Genomic DNA, 25,792 nt, shown 5'->3' with positions numbered 1-25,792 from the left:
GCTAAGGTCAGGCTCGGGGCTTTTCGATCGACAGCAGATCGGCAATGCCGATGCGCCGGGCGAAGTCGATGCGCATGCGCTCGGCGATCTCGATCACTTCCGCAGCACCGTCGCCGACGAAATCGACGACCGACCGGGCGGGGCGCGATCCTTCCGGCAGGCCGACGATGCGCACGACCTCGTCGGCCACGGCCTGCGGGTCGGCATGATCCGGCGTCAGTTCGCTGAGACGTTCGCCGACCCTGTCCAGCAGGCCGTCGTAGCGGGAATAGGCCACGACGGTCTTCTCGTCCGCCGGGCGCCCGGCGGTCGGAAAATGGTTGGTGCCTCGGGTAAAGGCGCCGGGCACGACAATGGAGGTCTCGATGCCGAAGCGCGTCAGTTCGTAGGACATGGTGACGGCAAGGGAATCCATCGCCGCCTTGGCAGCGGCATAGGGACCCAGGAAGGGCGGGAAGCCGCCTTTGGTGGTGGTGCTGCTGATCCACAGGACGAGCCCATGTTCACGCTTGCGCATTTCGGGCAGCACGGCGCGGTTGACCCGCTGCACGCCGAAGAGATTGGTGTCGAAGACCTTGACCAGTTCGTCCGGCGTGAAGGCCTCGGTCGGGCCGATGACGAGATGACCGACATTGTGCATGATAACATCGATGCGGCCCTGCTCGGCAACGACCGTCGCGACGGCGGCATCCGCAGAGGACTGGGACAAGACGTCGAGTTCAAGCGGCCTCAAATCATATCCGCCGAGTTCGGCGGCAGTGCGCATCTCTGAGGCGCGGTCGCTGTTGCGGCCATCGATGCCGCGCATCGAGGCGTAGACGGTGTGCCCGGCGCGGGCGAGCGCTTCGGCAGAAAGCTTGCCAATGCCGGAGCCGGCGCCGGTGACGAGAATGACGGAGGACATGGTTCAATTCCTTGGTTCGGTAAGGGGATCGGAGAGAGGACGGGTGCTGATGTCAGGCAACGCCGCCATTGGCGCGCAGGATCTGGCCGTTGACCCAGCCGGCATCAGGCCCCACCAGGAAAGCCACGACGCTGGCGATATCCCCCGGTTGGCCGAGCCGCTCCAGCGGCGGCATCTTGGCAAATTGCGCGACAAGCTCTTCGCTCTTGCCCGACAGGAACAGGTCGGTCGCGATCGGGCCAGGCGCCACGGCGTTGACGGTGATGTCGCGGCCGCGCAGCTCCTTGGCAAAGACATGCGTCAGCGCTTCGACGGCCGCCTTGGTGGCGTTGTAGACGGCATAGCCCGGCAGGTTGAGGGCAAGCGTCGTGGAGGAGAAGTTGACGATCCGGCCGCCGTTGCGCATGCGTTTTGCCGCTTCGCGAAGCGTGTTGAAGGTGCCCTTGGTGTTGATGGCGAAATGACGGTCGAATTCCTCGTCGCTGGTTTCGGTAAGCGCGGCAGTCTTGAGGATACCGGCATTGTTGATCAGCACGTCGATACCGCCGAAGGCGGCCTCGGTTGCGTCGAACATGCGCTTGACCGCTTCGGGATCGGCAACGTCGGCCCTGGCGGTCAGGGCGCTACCGCCTTTTTCTCCAATTCTGCGCGCCAGGTTCTCGGCGGAGGCGGTGTCGCCGGCATAGTTGATGACGACGGTAAAGCCGTCGGCGGCCAGGCGTTCGGCAATCGCCGCTCCGATACCGCGCGAGGCGCCGGTCACGAGGGCGACCCTGTTGGGTTGGTCTTGCATGATGCTTCTCCTTGGTTGCGAAGCGAATTGGCTTCGTTGCTGAGAGAAGAATGACGACTTTCATAATTCGGATAATCATGCATTGTTCAGCAACATAATCCGGAGATCGCGAACAAATGGACAGGTTCGATGCCATGCGCGTGTTTTCACGCGTCGTTGAGAGACGCAGTTTCACGCAGGCTGCTGATGATCTCGGCCTGCCTCGCTCGACGGTGACAGATGCGGTCAAGCAACTGGAAGCACGACTGGGCGTACGCCTGCTGCAGCGCACGACGCGGCATGTCAGCCCGACGCTGGATGGTGCCGCCTACCACCAACGCTGCATCTCCATTCTCGATGATATCGAGGATGCGGAAGGTGCCTTTGCCGGCGCCAGGCCCAAGGGCCTGTTGCGCATCGACGTGCACGGCACCCTGGCGCGACACTTCGTGCTACCAAGCCTGCCTGCTTTTCTTGCGGCCTACCCGGAGATCGAGCTTTACATGAGCGAGGGCGACCGGCTCGTCGACCTTGTGCGGGAAGGCATCGATTGCGTGCTGCGGGTCGGCGAGCCTCAGGACAGCGACATGATCGGGCGGCGGATGACGATGCTGGACGAGATCACCTGCGCGGCACCCGGCTACTTCGCCCGATACGGCAGGCCCGAACGGTTCGACGCGCTGGAAGGGCATCGTATGGTCGGCTTTCGTTCGTCGACTTCAGGCGCTCCGATACCGCTCGAATTCCAGGTTGGGGACAAGATCGAACATGTCACGCTGCCGGTGGCGGTCGCGGTCAATGCCGCCGAAAGCTTCGTTGCCGCCGCAAGGCTGGGGCTCGGGCTCATTCAGGTGCCGCGCTACCATGTCGAGCGAGACCTGCGTGAGGGGACGTTGGTCGAGGTGCTTGAGAGCTGCCGTCCGACGCCGACACCGGTTTTCCTGCTTTATCCGCGCAACCGCCAGCTTTCGCCGCGCGTGCGGGTCTTCATCGACTGGCTGGCCGGCGTGTTTGCCAAGGGCGGCGGTTGATCCGGGGCGTCAATCCGTCAACAGTTCCGGATCCCAGGTGAACAGTTCCTTGGCGCGGGCAATCCCGCGCAGGGCGAAGCGCCCCAATGAAACAGCGTCCGCCTGAAGCGGCGGCGGGCAGGCCGCGACGAAATCCGCCGACATGATCACCTGCCGCTCGATCGAGCGGCACATCGAGGCGATGCGGCTGACTTCGTTGACCGCCGGGCCAACGACGGTGAAATCGAGACGGTTCTGGCTGCCGATATTGCCGTAGAAGACCTCGCCGATATGCAGGCCGAGATAGACATCAGTCGTCGGCTTTCCCTCTTCTTCCCGGCGCGCGTTCAACGCCACCAGCATGCGCCGCAATTGCCGCTCGGCGGCAATGGCATTGGTGCAGGCGGTTGTCGGCTCCTCGGCATTGAAGATGCCCAGCACGCCATCACCGATCAATTTGAGGACGCTGCCGCCGTGATCGTGGATGGCGGAGATGACCATGCCCGAATAGTCGTTGAGGAAGGGGATGATGTCTTCCGGGGCGGCGGTGTCGGAGATCCGTGTGTAGTTGCGCAGGTCGGAAAACCACATGACGGTTTCGATGCGTTCGGCCTCGCCGCGCACGATACTGCCTTCGACCACGCGCCGGCCGGCGTCGGCACCGAGATAGACGTCGGCAAGCGTGCCGATGATGCGGACGCAAGACGTGGTCTTCACCGCGAGCGCAAGGGTAGGCAGTAGGATGCGAAGGGCAGCGATCTCCTCGTCGGTAAAACCGCTTTGCCGACGCGTGGTCCAATAGGAATAGAAACAGTCCATCTCGCCGACGCGGCCTCGGTCGGTGAAATGGTGTATCATGTTGAGGCAGTCGGTATGGCCCTCTTCCTTCAGGCGGTCGAGGACCTGGTACGGCACTGAAGGCTCGTGGGCGAGGCGCACGCGCCGCTCCGGCTCGCGCGCCGTCAGCATGTGGTAGAAGATCGAGCGATGCCAGTTCGCCTGCGCTTCTCCCCCCGTGGTCGCGGAATATTGCACGACCTCCGGCGTTACGTCGCTCTCGCTGTTCCATTGGAACGCGCGTCCTTCGAACTCCGGATGCAGCGTGTCGATCAGGCCTTGTGCCCGGGCGAGGTCGAGACCGGCGGCACGGCATTTCTCACAGAAGCCGGCAAGCATCTCGGGCTCTTCCAGGCCTTTCAGTCCCTCTTCGGACAGCCAGAGAACGATGTCGCGGATCTGTTCGTTGTTCATTGCGGGTCCCGCTTTTGAGCTGCCGGTGGTTTGCGCTGGCGCGCGCCGGGCACACTATCAATAGCCGAGTCCGGCATGAGAACAAGCAACCCTTCAAACCTCCGCAAGGTTCCTGTGCGTCCCGTGCGTTCCAGGCCTCGGGCAGGAAGGAAGGCGCTGCCTGCGGCCGCGCGACGACGCGGCCCGGCGCGCCGCCGGGCCGTGGCGCCGCTGCGCTAAACGGCCAGATGCAACGCGTGCCCGTCATTTTCCGCCGGCACGGCGCAGCAGATCAGCGCCTCGCCTTGGCCGACCTCGAACGATGGCTGCTGCGGGTAGGTGACTTCGCCTTCGAGAACCCGCGTGCTGCAACTGCCGCAGCTGCCGTTTCGGCAGCCGTATTCGGGCGCAAGGCCGCGGGCCTCGGCCAGATCGAGCAGAGTGCCTTCGCCCGGCTGCCAGCGGGCTTCCTTGCCGGAGGCGGCAAAGATGACGCGAACCGATGTGCTTGCAGGCGGCTTCGACGCTACTTGCAATCCGACATCGGGGCTGCGCGTCAGCGAAGACAGGCCGAAGGTCTCCGCATGAATGCGGGCGTCGGCGACGTTCAGCGCACGCAGGCCACTGTAGAGCGACTGGGTGAAAGCCGCCGGGCCGCAGAGGTAGAAGTCGTAGTCGTCGAAGGGCAGCGTCGCCTTGAGGTGGGTGAGGTCGATACGGCCGGCGACCTCGTAATCTTGGCCTTCGGTTGCGGCTCCCGGTTGGCTGAGTGCGCGCACCAGGTGGATGTTTCCCTCGCCTGCATTGACCAAGGCGGCAATCTCGCGATCGAAGGCGCGTTCCTCTGGCGAACGGGCAGCCTGGAAAAGCCAGGTCGGACGCGTGCGGCGCTTGCGGCGTCCCTCGGAAACGATGTGCTGCAGCATGGCGATCATCGGCGTGATACCGACGCCGGCGCCGATCAGCACGGCGGGGCGACGCTCCGTGCCATCGATGATGAAGCTGCCCGCCGGAGCACGGGCCTCGATGCGGTCGCCCGGCTTCAACCCATGCAGGTAGCGGGAGACTTCGCCGTCCTCTTTGACGCTGATGCGGTAAAGGTCGTCGGTTGGGGCGGAGGACAGCGTGTAACTTCTGACCAGCGGCTTATCGTCCGCTCCGGTCCTGACCCGGATCGGCAGATGCTGGCCGGCACGGTGCGCCATGAGGCCGACCCCGTCATCCGGTTCCAGGTAAAGCGAGCGGATCGTCGTACTCTCGGCTTCGACGCGGGCGATCCGAAACGGCCGCCACGCTTCGGCAAGCGCTGCCGCCTGCAGGCGAACCTTCGCTTGCCCCCAATCACCTGTTGGCAGCAGGCTGGGCGACCAGCCGCCGTCCTCCAACACCCAGCGAAGCGGCAATCCGTCCTCACGGTAGACGACCTGTTCGGGCCGGAAGCGCCACAGGCGTTCCGCGCCCTGGAAAGCGGCAACTTCGGGCGAAGACAGGATGACCTCGGCGCTCCCGGTCATCTGCAGCATGTTGCCGGTCGCAAAGTCGACGAACAGCAGACCGGCACGCGGATTGACCATGAAGTTGCCGAGCGTGTTGAAGAACAGATTGCCGGAGAAATCGGGGATTGTCAGGACGTCCTCTTCACCGATCCGCACGAAACCGGCCTTGCCGCCGCGATGGGAAACGTCGACCTGCCGTTCGCCGGTGTCGAGGTCGACATAGGAGGCGACGAAAAAGGTATCGGCATTGGCGATAATCGCCCGGGCGCGATCGTCGAGCCCGGCGTGACGGACCGGCCGCACGGACGCCGGTTGATGCGGTGGGCGGACGAAGGAGAACTGCCGAAGCTGGATGTATTGCGGGCAGTTGCCGAAGCTCTGGCGGACGCGAATGGCGAAGCCATCGTCACTGTTGCGGCGGATCGCGCCATTGAGCCGGTTCCTGCGCCGGGTTTCGAGCTGGATGCCCAGCATGCCGATGGCGTGTGCGTCGCCCATGCCTGCGTCGGCGGGATCGTCAGGCTCGCGCGGCAGCCGCACCTCGAGGGTCCAGGCATCGGGCGCCTGCATGAAGCCGGGCTCGGCGGCGCGCATCGTCGCCCAGACATCGCCGTTCGCATCGACGGCGCCGAAGGCGGCGAAGGGCAGCATCGGGAAGAATTGCTGGTGCTGTTCGGGCATGAAGGTTCGCACGAAGTTGCGTCCCGTCGCATCCATGCGCTCGACCACGCCCAAGCTTCGCTGAATGGCGAGCTCGCCTGCGTGCCAGGGAGAGTCGGGGCGCTTCGGTTGTGCATTGTCCGGCATGATCGCGATCCTCGTTGAGACGAAGCCCGGGGCAGGGCGGCCGCCCCGGGACGTGGGGTCAGGCGGCGAGGCCGACGGCCGTCTTCTGAAAGCCGACGAATCCGGGCTGGCCCTCGATACGGGAAAGCCAGGCCCGGACGTGGGCGTACTCGGAAAGGTCGACATTGCCCTCGGGAGCGGCGGAAACGTAGCTGTAGAGGGAAACGTCGGCGATGGTTGGCCGGGCGCCGAGCAGGAAGTCGCGGTCGGCCAGCTCCGCATCGATCAGCGTCAGGACCCGATGCGCTCTCGCGATAACCTCTTCGGCTCGCAGACTTGCGCCGAAAACGGTCACGAGCCGGGCTGCCGCCGGACCGAAGGCAATGTCGCCGGCGGCGACCGACAGCCATTTCTGCACTTTCGCAGCACCGGCGGGATCTTCCGGTAGCCAGTCGGCCCGGCCGAGCTTCTTGGCGAGATAGACGAGGATGGCGTTTGAGTCGGCCACGATCGTGCCGTCGTCGTCGAGCACCGGAACCTGCCCGAAGGAATTAAGCTTGAGGAAGTCCGGTGCCTTGTGGGCCTTTGCCAGGAGGTCGACGTCGACGAGTTCATGTGGCACGCCAAGCAGAGCTAAGAAGAGCTGGACACGGTGCGAGTGGCCGGACAGCGGATGGCGATAGAGTTTCATGGGAGATTACCCTCGAACACGTGAGAGCCGTTGTGGCCCTGCGACGGTTCGGGATGAACCGCCTTCGAGAGCAATCTATGACTTTCCAGTTTTTCGCAGTAGAATGCGATTCTGATATTACAGTTCTCATTTTTTGGAAGGACGATGGATCGTCTCGACGCCATGGGCGTTCTGCTTGCCGTCATTGAGAGCGGCAGCCTGTCCGCTGCCTCACGGCAGCTCAAGATGCCGCTTGCCACCGTCAGCCGGAAGGTTTCGGAGCTCGAAGCACATCTGAGCGCTCAGCTCATCACCAGGACGAACCGCAAGGTCCTCTTGACCGAAGCCGGTCGCTCCTATGTCGAGGCCGCCAAGGAAATCCTGGCGCGGGTCGAGGAGGCGGAGAGGGTCGCCGCTGGCGAGTACAGTGCCGTGAAGGGCGATCTGACAGTCTCGGCACCTATCGTCTTCGGGCGGCTGCACGTGTTGCCCGTCGTCGTCGATTTTCTGAAAGTTCATCCCCAGATCGACCTGCGGCTGACACTGGGCGATCGGTTCACCAACCTGGTCGACGACCATATCGACCTCGCGCTCAGGATCGGCAACCTGCCGGACAGCAATCTCGTGGCGACGAAGATCGGTAAAGTGCGTCGGGTGGTCTATGCGAGCCCCGACTACATCGCGCGGCGTAGCGCGCCCACACATCCAAGCGAACTCGCCGCCCATGATTGCATCACCTTCGAAAACGTCACCGCCGCCCATGTCTGGCGCTTTCTCGAAGAGGGGCGGGAGTTGACTGCGCCGATCCGGTCGCGGTTGATCGTCAACACGGCGGAAGCGGCTGTCGATGCCGCCATCTCCGGCCTTGGTCTGACGCGGGTGCTTTCCTACCAGGTGGCGCAACCCGTTTCGCAAGGGCTGCTCGTTCCCCTGCTGGAGACGTTCGAGCACGAGGCGCTTGCCGTCCAGTTGGTTTATCCGCCGCAAGGCCACGTGCCGATGAAACTCAGAGCTTTCGTCGATTTCGCGGCCCCTCGGCTCCGGGCGGTACTGAAGTGACGGCAATCGGAGCGTCCCGCAACGGATTCTATCCTGGCACTACCGGCTGATCTGCGATGCCTCGCCGACGGTGACGCCATCAGCGGTCACTCCGTGTGGAGCAACGGCCGGCCGATGCTGATGCATCGGTTGCAAGGAGCGCGGTCGGTGGACGAGCGTGACCAGCACGAAGGACAGGATCATCAACAGATACCACGCACCCAGCTTCTGCAGCGATACCGGTGTCCAGCCGGTATGTTGGGAGGGGTAGATCCAGGCGCGTGACCAGGTGCCGATGTTTTCGGCAAACCAGATGAACAGGGCGATGAGCAGAAAGCCGACCAGCAGCGGCATGCGGTGGCGGAAGCGGAAGACGCGGTAGTGCACGGTCGTGCGAAAGAACAGCATCGCGATGACGCCAAACAGCAGATAGCGCACATCGATGACGAAGTGATGGGTGAAGAAATTGGCATAGATGGCGAGGGCGACGAGCAGGGTTGCCCAGCGCGGCGGATAGTGGGTGTAGTGCAAATCGAGAATGCGGGTCACGCGCGCCAGGTACGAGCCGACGGCCGCATACATGAACCCGGAAAACAATGGCACGCCGCCGATGCGAAAGAAGCTGGGTTCAGGATAGATCCACGATCCGACCGCGGTCTTGAAGATTTCCATCAGCGTGCCGACGATGTGGAAGATCAGGATGACCTTGGCTTCGGCAATGGTCTCGAGCTTGAAGGCGAGCATCAGAAGCTGGATCGCCAGTGCTGCCAGGAAGAGAAAATCGTAGCGGGCGAGGCCGATCTCGACCGGCCACCACAGCTTGGTGGCGATCATCAGCGCCAGCAGGGCGCCACCGAACAGGCATGCGAAGGCCTGCTTGATGCCGAAGACGAGAAACTCCGTCAGGCCGCCAAGCAAACCATGGCGTGGAAGCCGGTCGAGCAGCTGGTGGGCGGCTGCATCGATACGCGCTTCGAGCGATGTGAAACGTTTGTCGTCCGATCGCTGCGCCACGCGATTCGCCTCCATGTCTGTGTCGCTGGTGCGATGGAGGGGCAATGCGGTCGAATTGTGGATCGGCCCGAGCCTGAGGGCTCGGGCCGTCGGCTAGCGGAACAGGCTCGGCAGCCAGAGGGACAGGCCGGGGATGTAGGTGACCAGCATCAGCACGGCGATGCTGGCGCCGAAGAACGGCCAGATCGTTCGCATCGCCTCGCGGATAGAAATGCCGCCGACGGCGCAACCGACGAAAAGCACGGTGCCGACCGGTGGCGTGTTGAGGCCTATGCCGGCGTTGAGGATCATCACCACGCCGAAATGCACGGGGTCGATGCCGAAGGCCTTGACCACCGGAAGCAGCACCGGCGTGCTGATGATGACCAGCGGCGCCATGTCCATGAAGGTGCCGAGCAGTAGCAGGATGATGTTGATCAGCAAAAGCACGATGATCGGGTTGTCGGAGATCGCGCTGATCGCGGCGACCATGCCCTGCTGGACGTGCAGGAATGCCATCAGCCAGCCGAAAGAAGCGGCGGTGCCGATGACCAGCAGCACCATTGCGGTGGTGCGCACCGCCTGCAGCACGGCCTCGACGAAGCCGCTCCAGTCGAGTTCACGGTAGACGAGCAGTGCGACCAGCAGGGCGTAGAACACAGCGATGCACGAGCTTTCCGTCGCCGTGAAAATACCCGAGCGCACGCCGCCGAAGATGATGCCGATCAGCAGCAGCCCTGGGAGCGAGGCGAGAAAGTAGAAGCCGAGGCGGCGCAGGCCCGGGAACGGCTCCGACGGATATCCCTTTCTCCGCGCCACCACATAGGCCGTGACCATCAGGGCAGCGGCCAGAAGCAGGCCAGGCAGGATGCCGGCGGTAAAGAGATCGGCGACCGAGACGTTGCCGCCGGCGGCAATCGAATAGAGGATCATGTTGTGCGACGGCGGGATCATCAGCGCGATGATCGCCGCGTTGACCGTGACGTTGACGGCATAGCTGCGGTCATAGCCGCGCGCCGCCATCTGCGGGATCATCAATCCGCCAACGGCCGACGCGTCGGCAACGGCGGAGCCGGAAATACCCCCGAACAGCGTCGAGGCGACGATATTGACCTGGCCGAGGCCGCCGCGCAGATGCCCGACAATGCCGGCGGCAAACCGGATCAGGCGGTCGGCGATGCCGCCGCGCACCATCAGGTCTCCGGCGAAGATGAAGAACGGGATCGCCATCATCGCAAAGACGTTCATGCCGGAGTTCATCTGCTGGAAGACGACGATCGGCGGCAGGCCCATGTAGATCACGGTCGCAAGCGAGGCGATGCCGAGGCAAAAGGCGATCGGCATGCCGATCATCATCAGGAGCGTGAAGGTGCCGAAGAGAATGCTGTAGGCCACTATGCTGCCTCCTGAATGACGACATCCGCAGCGGTTGCTTCGCCCAGCACAACGTCGGCGAGCCGCTCTGCCGCAAACAGTGCGATCAGCAGGCCGCCTGCGATCATCGGGAAGAAATCGACGCCGCCCGGCCAGCCGAGCACGGGGATGGTCGCCGCCCAGGTGCCGGCGGCAAGCAGGGTCGAATAGAAGCTCATGGCGAGGCCAAAGAGCACGATCAGGGAAAGGCTGGCGAGATCCATCAGGCGCTGCACGGCAGGCGGTGCCGAATGGCGGACGAAATCGAGACCGAGATGCACGCTCTCGCGCACGCCGACGGCAGCACCCAGCAGGATGAACCAGGACATCAGGTGCAGCGACAGCGGTTCCGACCAACTGGGCGTGTCGTTGAGGACGTAGCGGGCGAAGACCTGCCAGCCGACGATCGCCGTCATGGTGACGAGACCCAGGCCTGAAATGTAAAGCGAGAGCCGGCTGAGCCGGGTAAGCGCAGGCCTGACGGCCTGCATGAAGCGCCACATTGCCTTATCCTCCATAAGCTGCAGACGAGGGGAGCGTCCGGCCGATCAGGTCGGACACTCCGTTGTCGGGGCGCTAGTTGATGGCGCGGATGCGCTCGAGCAGGTCCTTCATCTGCGGGTCGGTGACGAAACGATCGTAGACGGGCTTCATCGCCGCGGAGAACTCGGCCTTGTCGACGGTGATGACGTTGGCGCCGGCGGCACGAACCTTTTCTTCAGACGCCTTTTCCCGTGCCGTCCAGAGTTCACGCATCTTCACCACCGACTCCTTCGCCGCCTCCTTCAGGACCTTCTGGTCGTCGGGCGAAAGCTTGTCCCAGCTCAGCTTCGAGATCACCAGGATCTCGGGATTGAGGGAGTGTTCGGTGAGCGTGTAGTTCTTGGCGACCTCGAAATGCCTGGAAGATTCGTAGGACGGCCAGTTGTTTTCCGCCGCGTCGACGACGCCGGTCTCGAGCGACGAATAGACCTCGCCGAAAGGCATCGGCGTGGCGTTGGCGCCGAAGGCTTCCATCATGGCGATCCAGAGATCCGACTGCTGGACACGAACCTTCATGCCTTTGAGATCGGTGAGTTTCTCGATCGGCTTCTTGGTCGAGTAGAACGAGCGCGCGCCGGAATCGTAGAAGGCAAGGCCGATCAGCCCATGCGGTTCGAAGGCGGCCAGCACTTCGTCGCCGATCGGCCCGTCGACGGTCTTGTGCATATGCTCGGTCGAGCGGAACAGGAAGGGAAGCCCGAGCACGACGGTCTGCGGCACCAGATTGTTGAACGGTGCTGCGTTGACGCGGTTCATGTCGATGACGCCGAAGCGGGTCTGCTCAATCGTGTCCTTCTCGCTGCCAAGGGCGGCGTTGTTGGTGACGTCGATCTTGATGCGGCCGTTGGTGCGCTTGGCGACCAGTTCGCCCATGTATTTCACCGCATCGACGGTCGGATAGCCGTCCGGGTGGATGTCGGCCGAGCGCAGGGTGATTTCCTGTGCCTGCAGGGTGCCGGCGCCAAGGGCAATGCCCAAGGCCAGGCAAAGCGTTTTTGATATGTTCATTGTGTCCTCCTCCTTCTTGAAACGCCGAAGCCTCCTCGCTCCGGACGCATGCGGGTGGCTTCAAGCACCTCCGTCCGCGAACGGCTTCAAGCCAAAGAGCCGTTCAGGATTTTCCACGAGTGCGCGATGACGGGCATCGGCATCGGGCAGCCAGCCCAGAACCGTGTCTGTCAGTTCGGCGTCGTCGGGATAGTCGGCATTGGTCTTTGCAAGGTTGTGTGGCCAGTTGCTGCCCCAGACGATGCGCGCGGGCGCATGCTCGGCAATCGCGCGCGAAATCGCGGCCACGTCGGCAAAATCGGGACCGCCGGCCTTCGAGGATTCGTAGGCGCCGGCAAACTTGAACCAGCAATTCCCGCCGTCGATCAGCCGCTTGACCGCGGCGACCTCGGGGCCATCCGGTGCCGCGCCGGAGAAGAACTTGCCGTGATGGTCGAAAACCCAGCGGGATTTCAGTTTCTGCAGTCTTGGCTCGTGCTCGAGGATGTTGCTGCCGTCGAACTGGATCGCGACCATCCAGCCGCGGGCTGCCGCGCGGTCATCCACGGCTTCGAGTTCGCCGAGGCCGACCGCCCCGCCGGGCAGATCCATGATCCTTGCACCGATGACACCGGCTGCCGACAAGGCGTCCAGCTCGCGTTCAGAGGTTTCCGCGCCGAAGGCGGCGACGCCGCGGGCGACGGTCCCCATCGCATTCAGGCAGGCAATCAGGTTGGCATTGTCGCGCTGATGGGCGTTGCCCTGGGTGATGATGACCCGGTCTATGCCGAGCCAACGCATGAATTGTCTGTACTGGTCCGCATCGGGCAACGCGCCGGCGGGAAGTGCAGGCCCGCCGGCAAGGGCGGGAAAGCCGGGCAGATACATGTGCATCTGCGTATCGACCGCGCCTTTTGGCAGCGGGATTTTGGGCGGGCGACCGGAGAGCGTTCTGACCAGCATCTCAATCATTCCTCATCCGGAACTCGGCAAGCGCATCGCGGTCGATCTCGATGCCAAGTCCCGGACCTGAGGGGATTTTTACGACCCCCTGGTCATGCTCGATCGGCGTTTTGATCACCGCCTGCCGGAACGGGTTGTCGGTGCGGTCGAATTCGAGGATCGGCTCGATCGGATTGACGCGCACCGGATTGGGCACCATCGCCGCCATGAACTGAAGGGCGGCTGCGATATGAACAGCCGTGCCCCAGACATGCGGCACGATGCGGATACCGTGAAGTGCGGCCATGTCGGCGACGCGGCGTGCCTCGGTGAAGCCGCCGACGCCGGCAAGGTCGGGCTGGAGGATGTCGATGGCGCGGGTTTCGACCGGCTCGCGCATGCCCCAGCGGCTGTGCCAGGTTTCGCCGCCGGCGACTGCTATCGGCTGGCCGGCGCGGACTTCGCGGTAAGCACCGAGCTGCTCCGGCACGACAGGCTCCTCGAACCAGTCGATATCGAGTTCGGCAGCCTTGCGCCCGAATTCGAGCGCTTCGAGCACGTCATAGCCGTGATTGGCATCGACCATCAGCCGCATATCAGGCCCGACGGCCTCGCGAACGGCGCGCACGACGCCGAGGTCTTCCTTCACGCCAAAACCGATCTTGATCTTGCTGGCGTGAAAGCCCTCGGCGCGATAGCGCGCGACCTCCGCGGCATTGTCCTCGATCCGGTCAACGCCGTCACGTTTGAAGCTGCCGGTCGCATAGGCCTTGACCGTTTCGCGGAAACGCCCGCCAAGAAGGGTGGAGACCGGCACGCCGAAATGTTTGCCCTTGATGTCCCAAAGCGCGATGTCGATGCCTGAAAGGGCAGTCAACGCCAGGCCACGTTGGCCCTGGTCACGCAGCGCATTGTAGAGCCGCGCCCAGATCTTTTCGGTTTCGAGAGGATCGGCACCGACAAGCCAGGGTGTGTAGGCCGCGACGACCGCCGCGTTCGGCCTGGCCGGGCCGAGGCATTCGCCCCAACCAGTGGTGCCATCGTCGCAGACGATCTCTAACAGCACATGGGCGCGTCGGTCGAAGCGCATCGATGCGCTTTGAAACGGCACCGCAAGGCGGTGTTCCAAGAGATGCGTGCGGACGGCTGCGATCTTCATCCTAGCGTTTCCAGGGCGCGATAAGCGTTGCGAGCATGTCTTCTTCCTGCGCCGTCAGGTCGTCGAGCGGCGGCCGAACACGGCCCGCATCAAACCCCTGCAGCCGGACACCAGCCTTGATCGCGGCAACGGCATAGCCCTTGCGGCGGTTGCGAATGGCCATGAAGGGGTAGAAGAAATCGCGCAGGATTTCTTCGCACCGCGCCCGATGTCCGGCGCGCAACGCCTTGTAGAATTCGACCGCGAGCCCCGGTACGAAATTGAAGACGGCCGAGGAATAGGTGGTAAAGCCCGCTCCGAGATAGGCTTCGGCGAAGAGCTCGGCCGTCGGCATGCCGCCGAGATAGGTGAGCCGGTCGCCCATCGTCGCGGTGATCTGGCGGATGAGGCCGATATCGCCGGTTCCATCCTTGAAGCCGATGAGGTTCGGGCATTCGTCGCATAGGCGCTTCAGTGTATCGACCGCCAACACCGAGTTGTCACGGTTATAGACCATGACGCCGATACCGACCGACTGGCAGATCTCTCTCACATGAACGAAGAGCCCCTCCTGTGGCGCGTCGATCAGGTAATGCGGCAGAAGCAGTATGCCGTCGGCGCCTGATTTTTCGACCGCGCGCGCCAGCTCGACGCCGATCTCTGTGCCGAAGCCGCATCCCGAAACGATCGCGGTCTTACCCGCGGCCTCTTTCGCGGCGGCGACGATGCCGGGGATCTCCTTCGGCGAAAGCGAAAAGAACTCACCGGTTCCGCCGGCGGCAAACAGCACCGGAGCGTCGAAGCCGGACAGCCATTCGATATGCCGGCGGTAGCTTTCGGGGTGGAACTTTCGCTCGGCATCAAAATGCGTCACGGGAAATGACAACAGGCCGGCGCCAAGCGCGGCCTTGATTTCTTGCGGCGTCATGCTGGATTTCCTCTGCCTGCCTCCTCCGGTAGAGTTGTCATACGTGTATGATAAGATCGTGTCAATAAGTTATCGTACAGGTACTCGCTGTTCGCGAAGCAGTGTCCGGTAGCGTGCCTGGCTGCCACGCAGATGCCGACGCATCGCCTCGCGCGCGCCCTCCTCGTCGCCGTTTGATATGGCAACGACGATGTCGTTATGCTCGTTATCGAGCATGGCGATGTAGGCGGACTGATCCTGTTCGCTGTCGTCGTTGCGCAAGGCTCCCCGCGGGATGACGTTTCGGCCGATCATCGCCAGGAACTCGCGGAAACGCGGGTTGTTGGTGGCTTCGGCTATGGCGAGATGCAGGGCGAAGTCGGCTTCGACACTGGACACGCCGGCGTTGAGGCAGGCGCGCACCGCATAGTGCTGCTCGATGATCACCTCTTCCTGTGCCGGCGACCGGCGAAGGGCTGCAAGCCCTGCGGCTTCGACCTCCACGGCCGTTCGCAGCTCCAGGAGTTCGATCATCAAGGAGACGCGCGCCGGGTCGATATCCTGGAGGGACAGCGACGCGATGCCTGCGGCGGGCGGGGTCTCGAGAACGAAGACGCCGGCACCCTGGCGCGCCTCGACCAGCCGGTCCGCACGAAGTGCTGCGACTGCCTCACGCACGACCGTGCGGCTGACGCCATGGGTCTCGGAGAGCTGTGCCTCGCTCGGCAGCTTGCTGCCCGGTGGAAAGTTGCCGGCGGCGATCGCCCGGCGCAGAATGTCGCCGAGCCTCGAGGTCAACGTTCCTGTTCCGGTGCCCGGCTCCAGCTTCGTTTGAACGCTCATCTCGTCTCCTTTTCGCGGCCGTCGGCCTGCGCGCCATCTCATCATGTGACACCGGTATGCCAGATTATGCGGCCCGTGACATCACCGACGCGATTTATTGACGTCGTTACGTCAACCTGTATGATGAGTTTGGCGTAAGCGCAATGTATCGATACCCGGCCCAAGGGCGTGCCGGCGGCGGAGGACCTGACTTGAAGCGATTGTTGATCACCGGGGCGGCGGGGGCGCTGGGTCGCGCCATGCGGTCGCGCGTTGCCCATCTGGCCGAGGTCGTACGTGTCTCGGATATTGCCGATCTCGGCACCGCGGCGCCGCACGAGGAGATCATGACCTGCGATCTCGGCGATGCCACGGCCGTCGATCGGCTGGTCGACGGCTGTGACGCCATTCTTCATCTCGGCGGCATTTCAGTCGAGGATAAGTTTTCCAAGATCCTCAATGCCAATCTCCTGGGTCTCTACAATCTCTATGAAGCGGCGCGGGCACATGGCCAGCCACGCATTCTCTTTGCCAGCTCCAATCATACGGTTGGCTTCTACCGGCAGGATGAGCATGTGGAGGCTGATGCTCCCATGCGCCCCGACGGTCTCTATGGCGTCTCGAAGTGCTTCGGCGAGGCGCTCGCCCGGATGTATTTCGAAAAATTCGGCCAGGAGACGGCGCTTGTGCGGATCGGCAGCTGTATGGAGAAGCCGACCAATCACCGGATGCTGTCGACGTGGATGTCCCACGACGATTTTGCCGCACTGATTGCCTGCGTGTTCCGGGCACCGATGCTCGGCTGCCCGATCGTCTGGGGCATCTCGGACAACGACAGCCGCTGGTGGGATAACAGCCACGCCGCCTATCTCGGCTGGCGGCCGCGCGACAATGCCGAACGTTTTCGCGCCGAACTCGAGCTTTCCCCCGGCCGGCCGGAGGCATCGTCGCCGCTTGCTGTCTATCAGGGCGGCATGTTCACACGGGACCCGATCTTCACGGAGGAGTAGCCGGCTGGTTATGGCGACCGACCTCCATCGCCCGACCATGGCGCGCCGAAGGGTATCCGGATACCGGCAGATTGATATCGTGTCGCAACTCTTCTGCCGGAGGGGTCGAAAAGAGAGCAGCCCTTCGATCACATCGGCGCAACGATTGATGCAGGTGCGACACATTTAGGCGCAGTGCGCCATCGAACCTCTCTCAGTCCTCCCCGAGGAAGGCGCCGGCTCGGCCGGTTTGGCCGCCAGCCCCGATACAAACCGGGGGGCGCCGTCCTTGCCGGTGGCCCAGACGGAGTTTCTCCCGGCAGCCTTTGCCGCATAGAGTGCGCGGTCGGCGGACGACAGAAGCTCGCCTGCTTCCTGCTCGCTGCCGACAAAGGCGACGCCGATGCTGACCGTTGCCGAAAGCGTGGTGTTTCCTGCCCTGACGATCGCCTGCTCGAAGGCAACTCGGATATCTTCGGCGATCACCGCGGCCTGCGACCGGTAGACCCCGGGGAAGCAGGCAGAAAACTCTTCACCGCCCATGCGCGCGAGGAAGGCCCGGCCGCCTGCGGCTTGCGATATGACGGCGGCGCATTCGATGAGCACCTTGTCACCGGTAGCGTGGCCATAGCGGTCGTTGACGGCCTTGAAGTGGTCGATGTCCATGTACATCAACGCGCCTTCAGCGGGCTTTGTCGCAAGATAGGCGTCGAGTTTCGCCATGAAGGCGCGTCGGTTCGGTACACCTGTCAGGGCATCGGTTTCCGACGCCAGCTTGTATCTGTGCTGCGTCCGCTCCTTGATCAGTGCGAAGAACGAGAAGCCGCCCGCCAGGCTATGAAGGAACAACTCGAACGTCATGAGCTGGTACCACACCGGCTGCTCGGCGCCGGACGCGGTATTGCCGAAAAGCGGCCAGACGAAGATCAGCGGGATGCGCACCAGATAAAACAGCCCATGCGTCGCGAAGAGAAACGCAACGATGTAGGAACTTGGAAGCTTGCGGAAATTGTCGGAGCGGAAGATCTCGACCGCGATCATGGCCGAATAGACAAAGATCAACGCGGAAAACAGCACGATCCTGCTGGTGACGCTGCTCTGGACATAGTCGGAGAAGCTGGTGATCAATAGCCATAGCATGGGTCCGGCCAATGCGGAGGCGATCTTCAGCGGCTGATTGTCGAAGGCCCGCAAACCAAGCCAGATGAGCGCCAGCCCGAGAACCGCCAGAGCGTTGCCCAGGGAGACAGGCACGAAGGAATAGCCTGGGCCTCGCAAGGCAAGCAGGGTAAATCCAAGGGCTCCGACCAGAAATGCGCAAGACCACAGCCGCAGTTCCAGACTGTTGCGCTCCTGCCGCGAGGCGAGCGCGAAAAAGACGGCAAAAACGACCAGCGTCGCAAAGGAGCTAATCATGATTGTCGGGGTGTGTAGCGCTTCCACCATCAGCTCCTGGATTCTGCCGGAGATTTATGCGCCAGAATCTTAAAGGTTTCACAAATGGTGGCTGCAACTATTCGCATGCAGGGGCGTCGGCCCTTCCAGCGTTTCGGATGCACCTTGCCGATCTGTGCGATCGGTTTTCAGTCCCTTACGATGGTCGGGCCATCCGCACCGTCAGGTCTGACATCAGTCGCTGCTGGCCGGCCCGGATCACGTCTTCCATCGCCTGCCGGGCGCCCTCGGCGTCGCCGCGGCGAATTTCTTCGACGATGCGGATGTGGGTCACGGCGACGCGGTCGATTTCGCTGCGGTCGGCGGTCGGGTTGGTGAGCTTGAAGACGCCGATCAGCGCCGCCTCGATCAGGCTGCCGACCGTGCGCATGAACGGGTTGAGTGACGCCTCGAGCAGATGCAGGTGGAATTCGAGGTCGGCACGGGCGAGTGTTTCTGCGCTGTGGTCGTCGTTGCCCATGGCAACGGCGAGCCGCATCATCTGGGCAATGTCGGCGTCGGTGGCACGCTCGGCCGCAAGCGCTGCCGCATAGGGTTCGAGCGCTAGCCTGATTTCGCTCAGGTGATTCAGGAAGACTTCGTCGACGCCGACGCTGAAATGCCAGGAGAGCACGTCACTGTCGAACAGGTTCCAATGCGCCCGCGGCATCACCCGCGTTCCGATGCGCGCGCGCGGGAACACCAGGCCCTTGGCCGCAAGCGTCTTCATCGCCTCGCGCAGCACTGTGCGCGACACCTTGAAGCGTGCCGCCAACTCGACATCCCCCGGCAGAATATCACCGGCCGCGAACTCGCCGCCGATCACTGCACGCCCGAGTTCGTCGACCACATGGCCATGGCTCGAGCGTTTCACCGGTCGTGTTGCGAAGCTTCCTGACAGCATGAGGTGCAACCGAACCCTTTCCTAGGCATGTCGCCGTTCACTGCGCGACACGTAGACGATGCCCTTTTGCATCAGGATGAAGACGAACAGCAGCAGGCCGATCAGGATCTTCGTCCACCAGCTGGAGAGGGAGCCGTCAAAGGTGATGTAGGTCTGGATCAGGCCCTGGATGAGAATGCCGATGAAGGTGCCCGCGACGAAACCGGAGCCGCCGGTCAGAAGCGTTCCGCCGATCACCACCGCGGTGATTGCGTCGAGCTCGACGCCGACTGCCGCAAGCGAGTAGCCGGCCGACGTATAGAGCGAGAACACGATGCCGGAGAGACCCGCGAGCAGGCCCGACAACGCGTAGATCATGATGGTGGTGCGCCCGACCGGGACGCCCATCAGCTTGGCGGTCGCGGAGCCGCCGCCAAGCGCGTAGACGTCGGTGCCGAAGCGGGTGCGATGGGCAATGACGATGCCGATAGCGAAGACGAGCAGCATCAACCCGCCGATGAGCGTGATCCTGCCGCCGCCGGGAAGCTTGTAGTAGAGGGCTTTCATCGTGCCGTAGAAGGGGTGTTTGATGGCGATGCTGTCGATCGACAGCACGAAGGCCATGCCGCGCGCCAGAAACATGCCGGCGAGCGTGACGATGAAGGCGGGCATCTCCAGATAATGGATGATGGCGCCCATCAATGCACCGAAAAGCGTGGCGATCAAAAGCACCATGGCGAAGGCGGCAAGCGGATGGATGCCGGTGTTCTCCAGGACGACGGCCAGGAACACGCCGGTGAAGGCGATGACCGAGCCGATCGACAGGTCGATGCCGCCGGACAGGATCACGAAAGTCATGCCGACGGCAGCGATGCCGAGAAAGGCGTTGTCGGTCAGGAGATTGCCGATCACCCGTGTCGACAGGATGTTGGGGTACTGCGCCGCGCAAAGCGCGTAACTCAAGACGAAAATGACGATGGTTGCGGTCAGCGGCAGGTATTTCGGTTTCATCGCGCTTGCCGCTCCGTCGGTTTTCTGCTGGCGCGCAGGAGCGCGAGGAAGGTGAAGGCGTTGCGCACCGGCGGCGACTGCAAGACGAGAATGAAGACGATGATCGCCGCTTTGATGATCAGGTTGAACTCCGGCGGGAAGCCGGAAAGCAGGATGCCGGTGTTGATCGACTGGATGATGATGGCGCCGAGCACGGAGGCGGCGATGCTGAAGCGACCGCCAAGAAGCGAGGTGCCGCCGATGACTACGGCGAGAATGGCGTCTAGTTCGAGCCAGAGCCCGGCATTGTTGGCGTCGGCGCCCTTGATGTCGGCGGCAGCGATGATGCCGGCAATCGCGGCACAAAGGCCTGACAGCATATAGGCGGCGATCAGCAGCACCGGGGTCAGAACGCCCGAGAGCGTGCTTGCCTGGCGGTTGATGCCGATCGCCTCGATCAGCATGCCGAGTGCCGTCTTGCGCACGATCAGCGCTACCAGAATGCCGAAGACCAGCCAGATGATCACGGGCAGGGGCAGCCATGCGAAGGAACCGCTGCCAAGGAAGATCAGTCCCTGATCGTTGAAGGTGAGAATGGCGCCTTCGGTAACGAGCTGGGCGATGCCGCGTCCGGCAACCATCAGCACAAGCGTCGCGATGATCGGCTGGATGTCGAGAATGGCGACCAGGACGCCGTTCCATAGGCCGCAGAGAATCCCAGTTCCAAGCGTGATGACGAGCGTCATCGCCAGCGAGTGGCCCGACGTGATCGACGAGGCGGCGACGGCGCCGCAGATAGCCATGACGGCGCCGACGGAAAGATCGATGCCCTTGGTGGCGATGACGACGGTCATGCCGATCGCGAGAAGGACCACGGGTGCACCGCGGTTGAGGATGTCGATGAGGCTGCCATAGAGACGGCCGTTCTGAATTTCGAGGCGGAAGAAGCCTGGGAACACGAAGGATACCATCAGGAGGATTGCCGCCAGCGCTATGATCTGCGGCAGAAGCCGGAGCGCATAGCCCTTGAGTGTTGCTGTCATGCCGCTCCCCGTTCATTCGCCGATGCGATGGCTTCGATGATCTGGTCCGCGGTGATCCTGTTGCCTTCGAGTGCGGCAACGTGCTGGCGGTCGCGAAGCACGAGGATGCGCGTCGAGTAGGCGACGAGTTCCTCGATCTCCGACGAGATGACCAGCAGCGACATGCCTTTCTCGCGCAGGCCCTCGATCAGCCGGACGATCTCGGCATGCGCGCCGACATCGATACCGCGCGTCGGCTCGTCGAGGATCAGGAACTCAGGCTCGGTCGCCAGCCAGCGGGCGAGGATAGCCTTCTGCTGGTTGCCGCCGGACAAGAGCCGGATCGGCATTTCACGATCGGCCGTACGGATGTCGAGCGCGCGGATATAGTGGTCGGCGAGGCGGTTCTGTTCGGTGCGGGAGATCGGTCGGGTCCATCCGCGTCGTGCCTGCAACGCCAAGACGATGTTTTCGCGCACCGAGAGGTCGCCGACGATGCCGTCGGTCTTGCGATCTTCGGGGCAGAAGCCGAACCGTTGCGCGATCGCCCGGCGCGGCGACGAGAGCTGGACGGTCTTGCCGTCCACTTCCGCCGCGCCGCTGTCGGCGCGATGCGCACCGAAGAGGATCTCGGCGGTCTCCGTGCGGCCTGAGCCGAGAAGTCCGGCAATGCCGACGACCTCACCGGCCCTCACGTCGAGATCGAAGGGGGAGATGTGGCCCTTGCGGCCGTAATCCTTGAAGCGATAGCGCACCGGTCCGGTGACATCGGGCTCTTCGCGCGCTGCGCGGATCTCCGCTGCAAGCTCGCGGCCGATCATCATCGAGATCAGGTCGCGCCGCTCGAGCGTCGCCGTGTCGCGGGTGCCGACCAGCTGGCCGTTGCGAAGCACGGTGATGCGGTCGGATATTTCGTACACCTGCTCGAGGAAGTGAGTGATGAAGACGATGCCGAGCCCGCGCGCCTTCAGCCGCCGGACGATGCGAAACAACATCTCGACCTCGTGGGCGTCGAGACTTGCCGTCGGCTCGTCGAGGATCAGCACCTTGCCTGAGAGGTCGACGGCACGGGCGATCGCCACCACCTGCTGAATGGCGACGGAGTAGCTGTCGAGCGTGCGGGTGACGTCGAGATCGAGCTCGTAGTTTTCAAGCAGCGCGCGCGCCTGGCGGTTCATGGCAGCGACATCGACGAATCCCAGCCGACGCGGTTGCCGGCCGAGAAAGAGGTTTTCCGCGACCGTCAGATTGGGCAGCAGGTTGACCTCCTGATAGACGGTCCCGATGCCGAGCTTCTGCGCATTGAAGGTGTCGCGCGGATCGACCTCGACGCCATCGAGCAAGATCGTCCCGCCATCGCGCCGATAGGCGCCGGTGAGACATTTGACGAGCGTCGACTTGCCGGCGCCGTTCTCGCCGAGAAGCGCATGAACCTCGCCGCGGCGCAAATGAAAGTCGACCTTGTCCAGTGCCTTTGCGCCGGGAAAGATCTTGTCGATCCGGGTCGCTGAAAGCAGGTTGTCGCCAATGGTCTGCATGATCCCTCTCTGACTGGAACGCGGAACGCCCTATCGGGCGCACCGCATCGCTTCAGCGTGCCGAAGCACCGGTCCTGCTTCGCATCGATCCTCGTACTCGAGCAAAGCATGCCGGCCCGACGTCAACCCGCGGTGAGAACGAGGTGGGCGTGCCCGTTCCATCGCTCAACCCCGCGGTGCCGATCGTCCGGCTTGCGACAACAGGTGCCGACGGTTTGCGCCGGCGCCTGTCGTGTCTGGGATCAGTAACCGAGCCCCTTCTTCGCTTCGTAGATCTTCATCGGATCATCAGCCTGGGTGTAGAGCTTCGATTCCGTCTGGATCCACTTCGGCGGCTTCGTTCCGTCCTTCTGGAACGCAGCGAGCGCGTCGAAGGCAGGGCCGGCCATGTTCGGTGTCAGCTCGACGGTGGCGTTGGCTTCGCCTGCCGCCATCGCCTGGAAGATATCCGGCACGGCATCGATCGAAACGACGAGGATGTCACTGCCCGGCTTCAGGCCGGCTTCCTTGATCGCCTGGATGGCGCCGACGGCCATGTCGTCGTTATGGGCGTAAAGTGCACAGATGTTCTTGCCGCCGTCCTCGGCTTTCAGGAAGCTTTCCATGACTTCCTTGCCCTTGGTGCGGGTGAAGTCGCCGGTCTGGCTGCGCACGATCTTCAGGTTGTCGTGACCTGACAGGGCCTGCTCGAAGCCCTTCTTGCGGTCGATTGCCGGCGAAGAGCCGGTCGTGCCCTGGAGTTCGACGATGTTGCACGGTTTGCCGGCAACGGTGTCGGCGAGCCACTTGCCCGCGACGTTGCCTTCATGCACGAGGTCCGACGTGACGGCGGTCATATAGAGGTCGTCGGAAGCGTCAACGGTCCGGTCGAGCAGGATGACCGGGATTTCCGCATCCTTGGCTTCCTGAAGGACTTCGTCCCAACCGGTCGCGACAACTGGTGCAAGCAGGATGGCATTGACGCCCTGCGCGATGAAGGAGCGCAGCGCCTTGATCTGGTTTTCCTGTTTCTGTTGGGCATCGGCGAATTTCAGGTCGATGCCGCGCTCTTGAGCCTGCTGCTTCGTCAGCGTGGTTTCCGCCGCGCGCCAGCCGGACTCCGAGCCGATCTGCGAGAAGCCGACGACGAGATCTGCGGCAGATGCGCTGCCGAACGTGCAGGCAGCAAGGATCGTTGCACTCGCGAGTGCTTTGGCGAATTTCATGGTTTCCTCCCAAAGAAAGCTGCTCTCCTCGCAGCAATTGCAAAAAATCATATAATATTACTTTTGTAAACTCACGTTTGAAGACAAGCTCCAACCAGATGCACCGGAACGTGCAAAAGGGAGCGCAGGCGGGTCCCCGCCCGTCCGGCGGCAGATTGGTGAGGATGATGACATGCTTATTGACTCATTATACCAGTTGCGCGTATGACTGCGACCACACGATCTGTTTGGGAGAGACGACATGACCTCGATTGCTTTGTTCGGTGCTGGCGGCAAGATGGGCTGCCGACTGGCCAAGAACCTCAAGGGCTCACGCTTCGACGTGCGCCATGTCGAGGTCAGCGAGCTTGGCCGCGCGCGTCTGGCAAAGGAACTGGGTCTCAGCGCGGTGAGCGCCGACCAGGCGCTCGACGGCGCGGATGTCATCATTCTCGCGGTGCCGGATACCGCGATCGGCAAGGTTGCGGCCGGCATCGTCGATCAGTTGGCGCCTGGCACGATGGTCGTCGTCCTCGACGCCGCAGCGCCCTTCGCCGGCCACCTGCCGGAGCGCGGCGATCTTACCTATTTCGTCACGCATCCCTGCCATCCGCCGATCTTCAACGACGAGACCGAACTTGCCGCACGCAAGGATCATTTCGGCGGCATCGCCGCCAAGCAGCATATCGTTTCCGCACTGATGCAGGGGCCTGAGGCGGACTATGCCAAGGGCGAAGAGATCGCCAAGCTCATCTGGGCGCCGGTGATGCGCTCACACCGCGTCACCGTCGAGCAGATGGCCTTGCTTGAGCCCGGCCTGTCGGAAACCGTATGCGCGTCGCTGCTGGTCGTCATGCGCGAAGCGATGGACGAATGCATCGCCCGCGGCGTGCCGCGCGAAGCGGCGCGGGATTTTCTGCTCGGCCACATGAACGTGCTCGGCGCCGTGATCTTTGACGAGGTCGAGGGTGTCTTTTCAGATGCCTGCAACAAGGCGATCGAGTTCGGCAAGCCGATGCTGATGCGCGACGACTGGAAGCGTGTCTTCGAGCCGCAGGAAATCACCGACAGCATTCGCCGCATCACCTGAAGGTGCGCACGCGATACCGGAGCCGGTGAGGCGGTTTCGGTCACCATTCAACCTGGGAGGAGAAAACTGATGAAACTGACACGCAGAATGACCATCGCCGCCTTCGCGGCATTTCTGGCCGCCGGTTCGGCCATTCCGGCCTATGCGGCCGATCTCATTGCCATCATCACGCCATCGCATGACAACCCGTTCTTCAAGGCGGAAGCCGTCGGCGCCGAGGCCAAGGCCAAGGAGCTGGGCTACGAGACCCTGGTGCTCGTTCATGACGACGACGCCAACAAACAGTCACAGCTCATCGACACCGCTATCGGTCGTGGCGCCAAGGCGATCATCCTCGACAATGCCGGATCCGAGGCCTCGATCGCAGCGGTCCAGAAGGCAAAGGATGCCGGCGTTCCCTCCTTCCTCATCGACCGTGAGATCAACGCCACCGGTGTTGCGGTCTCGCAGATCGTCTCCAACAACTACCAGGGCGCCCAGCTTGGCGCTGAAGAGTTCGTCCGCCTGATGGGTGAGAGCGGCAATTATGTAGAGCTGCTCGGTCGTGAGGCCGATCTCAATGCCGGCATTCGCTCGAAGGGCTATCACGACGTCATCGACGAATATCCCGAGATGAAGATGGTCGCGCAGCAGTCGGCCAACTGGAGCCAGACCGAGGGCTACAGCAAGATGGAAACCATCTTGCAGGCCAATCCCGATATCAAGGGCGTGATCTCCGGCAACGACACCATGGCCATGGGCGCGATCGCAGCCCTTCAGGCCGCCGGGCGCAAGGATGTCATCGTCGTCGGCTTCGACGGCTCCAACGACGTTCGCGACTCGATCAAGTCGGGCGGCATCAAGGCGACCGTTCTGCAACCGGCCTACGCGCAGGCGCAGATGGCCGTCCAGCAGGCCCACGACTACATCAAGACAGGCAAAGGCCCGGCTGAAGAAAAGCAGTTGATGGATTGCGTGCTGATCAACAGCGAGAACGCCGGCCAGCTCGAGACCTTCGCTCTCGCCGACTGA

At 63.1% G+C, this 25,792-nt stretch carries 24 protein-coding genes; 5 read left to right on the top strand and 19 right to left on the bottom strand.

Features of this window, described 5'->3' with window-relative positions; genetic code table 11:
• Positions 1 to 7 precede the first annotated feature (7 nt).
• Entirely contained in the window at positions 8 to 904 is an 897-nt protein-coding gene (locus BLJAPNOD_RS21765; RefSeq protein WP_115421463.1) for an SDR family oxidoreductase, read from the bottom strand.
• A gap of 52 nt (positions 905 to 956) precedes the next feature.
• Positions 957 to 1,697, bottom strand: coding sequence for an SDR family oxidoreductase (locus tag BLJAPNOD_RS21760; protein ID WP_115421462.1), 741 nt, complete (start codon positions 1,695 to 1,697; stop codon positions 957 to 959).
• Between the two features lie 116 nt (positions 1,698 to 1,813).
• On the opposite strand from BLJAPNOD_RS21760, the gene BLJAPNOD_RS21755 reads away from it, so the two are divergent.
• Positions 1,814 to 2,707 (top strand): LysR family transcriptional regulator, encoded by an 894-nt coding sequence (locus BLJAPNOD_RS21755; protein WP_077505142.1) that lies wholly within the window; start codon positions 1,814 to 1,816, stop codon positions 2,705 to 2,707.
• Between the two features lie 9 nt (positions 2,708 to 2,716).
• On the opposite strand, the gene BLJAPNOD_RS21750 is transcribed toward BLJAPNOD_RS21755, so the two are convergent.
• The 3 genes from BLJAPNOD_RS21750 to BLJAPNOD_RS21740 all read right to left on the bottom strand — a co-directional run bounded on the left by BLJAPNOD_RS21750 (position 2,717) and on the right by BLJAPNOD_RS21740 (position 6,889).
• The gene (locus tag BLJAPNOD_RS21750; protein WP_115421461.1) at positions 2,717 to 3,937 is read right to left on the bottom strand and encodes an adenylate/guanylate cyclase domain-containing protein; all 1,221 of its coding nucleotides are present in this window, start codon (positions 3,935 to 3,937) and stop codon (positions 2,717 to 2,719) included.
• A gap of 215 nt (positions 3,938 to 4,152) precedes the next feature.
• Entirely contained in the window at positions 4,153 to 6,219 is a 2,067-nt protein-coding gene (locus BLJAPNOD_RS21745; RefSeq protein WP_115421460.1) for a pyridoxamine 5'-phosphate oxidase family protein, read from the bottom strand.
• Positions 6,220 to 6,277: 58 nt separating this feature from the next.
• Positions 6,278 to 6,889 carry a glutathione S-transferase gene (locus BLJAPNOD_RS21740; protein WP_115421459.1) on the bottom strand — a complete coding sequence of 204 codons (612 nt, stop codon included), beginning with the start codon at positions 6,887 to 6,889 and terminating at the stop codon, positions 6,278 to 6,280.
• Positions 6,890 to 7,033: 144 nt separating this feature from the next.
• Between BLJAPNOD_RS21740 and BLJAPNOD_RS21735 the strand changes: the two genes are divergently transcribed.
• On the top strand, positions 7,034 to 7,927 hold the full coding sequence (locus BLJAPNOD_RS21735) for a LysR family transcriptional regulator (RefSeq protein ID WP_077505146.1): 894 nt from the start codon (positions 7,034 to 7,036) through the stop codon (positions 7,925 to 7,927).
• Positions 7,928 to 7,966: 39 nt separating this feature from the next.
• On the opposite strand, the gene BLJAPNOD_RS21730 is transcribed toward BLJAPNOD_RS21735, so the two are convergent.
• From BLJAPNOD_RS21730 to BLJAPNOD_RS21695, 8 genes are all read right to left on the bottom strand, one after another.
• Complete coding sequence (locus BLJAPNOD_RS21730) at positions 7,967 to 8,920, bottom strand: DUF817 domain-containing protein (protein ID WP_244611036.1); 954 nt, start codon at positions 8,918 to 8,920, stop codon at positions 7,967 to 7,969.
• Between the two features lie 93 nt (positions 8,921 to 9,013).
• The gene (locus tag BLJAPNOD_RS21725; protein WP_115421458.1) at positions 9,014 to 10,294 is read right to left on the bottom strand and encodes a TRAP transporter large permease; all 1,281 of its coding nucleotides are present in this window, start codon (positions 10,292 to 10,294) and stop codon (positions 9,014 to 9,016) included.
• Positions 10,294 to 10,815: a TRAP transporter small permease gene (locus tag BLJAPNOD_RS21720; RefSeq protein WP_077505149.1), complete on the bottom strand. Its 522-nt coding sequence runs from the start codon at positions 10,813 to 10,815 to the stop codon at positions 10,294 to 10,296. The genes BLJAPNOD_RS21725 and BLJAPNOD_RS21720 overlap by 1 nt, the downstream gene beginning before the upstream one ends.
• A 73-nt stretch (positions 10,816 to 10,888) precedes the next feature.
• Entirely contained in the window at positions 10,889 to 11,863 is a 975-nt protein-coding gene (locus BLJAPNOD_RS21715) for a TRAP transporter substrate-binding protein (RefSeq protein WP_115421457.1), read from the bottom strand.
• 60 nt (positions 11,864 to 11,923) lie between these two features.
• Entirely contained in the window at positions 11,924 to 12,805 is an 882-nt protein-coding gene (locus BLJAPNOD_RS21710) for an amidohydrolase family protein (protein ID WP_077505151.1), read from the bottom strand.
• Position 12,806: 1 nt separating this feature from the next.
• Entirely contained in the window at positions 12,807 to 13,943 is a 1,137-nt protein-coding gene (locus tag BLJAPNOD_RS21705) for a mandelate racemase/muconate lactonizing enzyme family protein (RefSeq protein ID WP_115421456.1), read from the bottom strand.
• 1 nt (position 13,944) lies between these two features.
• Complete coding sequence (kdgD, locus tag BLJAPNOD_RS21700) at positions 13,945 to 14,850, bottom strand: 5-dehydro-4-deoxyglucarate dehydratase (RefSeq protein WP_115421455.1); 906 nt, start codon at positions 14,848 to 14,850, stop codon at positions 13,945 to 13,947.
• 69 nt (positions 14,851 to 14,919) lie between these two features.
• Complete coding sequence (locus tag BLJAPNOD_RS21695; RefSeq protein ID WP_077505154.1) at positions 14,920 to 15,672, bottom strand: FadR/GntR family transcriptional regulator; 753 nt, start codon at positions 15,670 to 15,672, stop codon at positions 14,920 to 14,922.
• A gap of 191 nt (positions 15,673 to 15,863) precedes the next feature.
• On the opposite strand from BLJAPNOD_RS21695, the gene BLJAPNOD_RS21690 reads away from it, so the two are divergent.
• Entirely contained in the window at positions 15,864 to 16,661 is a 798-nt protein-coding gene (locus BLJAPNOD_RS21690) for an NAD(P)-dependent oxidoreductase (protein ID WP_077505155.1), read from the top strand.
• 165 nt (positions 16,662 to 16,826) lie between these two features.
• Here the strand turns inward: BLJAPNOD_RS21690 and BLJAPNOD_RS21685 are convergent, their stop codons facing one another.
• The 6 genes from BLJAPNOD_RS21685 to ytfQ all read right to left on the bottom strand — a co-directional run bounded on the left by BLJAPNOD_RS21685 (position 16,827) and on the right by ytfQ (position 23,712).
• Positions 16,827 to 18,083 carry a GGDEF domain-containing protein gene (locus tag BLJAPNOD_RS21685; RefSeq protein WP_158556147.1) on the bottom strand — a complete coding sequence of 419 codons (1,257 nt, stop codon included), beginning with the start codon at positions 18,081 to 18,083 and terminating at the stop codon, positions 16,827 to 16,829.
• Positions 18,084 to 18,231: 148 nt separating this feature from the next.
• On the bottom strand, positions 18,232 to 18,975 hold the full coding sequence (locus BLJAPNOD_RS21680) for a FadR/GntR family transcriptional regulator (RefSeq protein ID WP_077505232.1): 744 nt from the start codon (positions 18,973 to 18,975) through the stop codon (positions 18,232 to 18,234).
• 24 nt (positions 18,976 to 18,999) lie between these two features.
• Positions 19,000 to 19,968: a galactofuranose ABC transporter, permease protein YjfF gene (gene yjfF / locus BLJAPNOD_RS21675; protein WP_115421453.1), complete on the bottom strand. Its 969-nt coding sequence runs from the start codon at positions 19,966 to 19,968 to the stop codon at positions 19,000 to 19,002.
• Positions 19,965 to 20,990, bottom strand: coding sequence for an ABC transporter permease (locus tag BLJAPNOD_RS21670; protein ID WP_077505158.1), 1,026 nt, complete (start codon positions 20,988 to 20,990; stop codon positions 19,965 to 19,967). The genes yjfF and BLJAPNOD_RS21670 overlap by 4 nt, the downstream gene beginning before the upstream one ends.
• Positions 20,987 to 22,507, bottom strand: a complete 1,521-nt coding sequence (gene ytfR, locus BLJAPNOD_RS21665) for a galactofuranose ABC transporter, ATP-binding protein YtfR (RefSeq protein WP_115421452.1) — start codon at positions 22,505 to 22,507, stop codon at positions 20,987 to 20,989. The genes BLJAPNOD_RS21670 and ytfR overlap by 4 nt, the downstream gene beginning before the upstream one ends.
• 242 nt (positions 22,508 to 22,749) lie before the next feature.
• Entirely contained in the window at positions 22,750 to 23,712 is a 963-nt protein-coding gene (gene ytfQ, locus BLJAPNOD_RS21660; protein WP_077505160.1) for a galactofuranose ABC transporter, galactofuranose-binding protein YtfQ, read from the bottom strand.
• A gap of 241 nt (positions 23,713 to 23,953) precedes the next feature.
• Between ytfQ and BLJAPNOD_RS21655 the strand changes: the two genes are divergently transcribed.
• Together BLJAPNOD_RS21655 and BLJAPNOD_RS21650 are read left to right on the top strand one after the other, a co-directional pair.
• On the top strand, positions 23,954 to 24,781 hold the full coding sequence (locus tag BLJAPNOD_RS21655; RefSeq protein ID WP_077505161.1) for a phosphogluconate dehydrogenase C-terminal domain-containing protein: 828 nt from the start codon (positions 23,954 to 23,956) through the stop codon (positions 24,779 to 24,781).
• Between the two features lie 69 nt (positions 24,782 to 24,850).
• Positions 24,851 to 25,792, top strand: a complete 942-nt coding sequence (locus BLJAPNOD_RS21650; RefSeq protein WP_115421451.1) for a D-ribose ABC transporter substrate-binding protein — start codon at positions 24,851 to 24,853, stop codon at positions 25,790 to 25,792.

Source organism: Ensifer sp. M14 (genome assembly GCF_003355565.1).
In the GTDB taxonomy this organism is placed as follows: domain Bacteria; phylum Pseudomonadota; class Alphaproteobacteria; order Rhizobiales; family Rhizobiaceae; genus Ensifer.
Note: the sequence above shows the minus strand (reverse complement) of the source record. Positions and strands in the feature narration are given on the sequence as shown.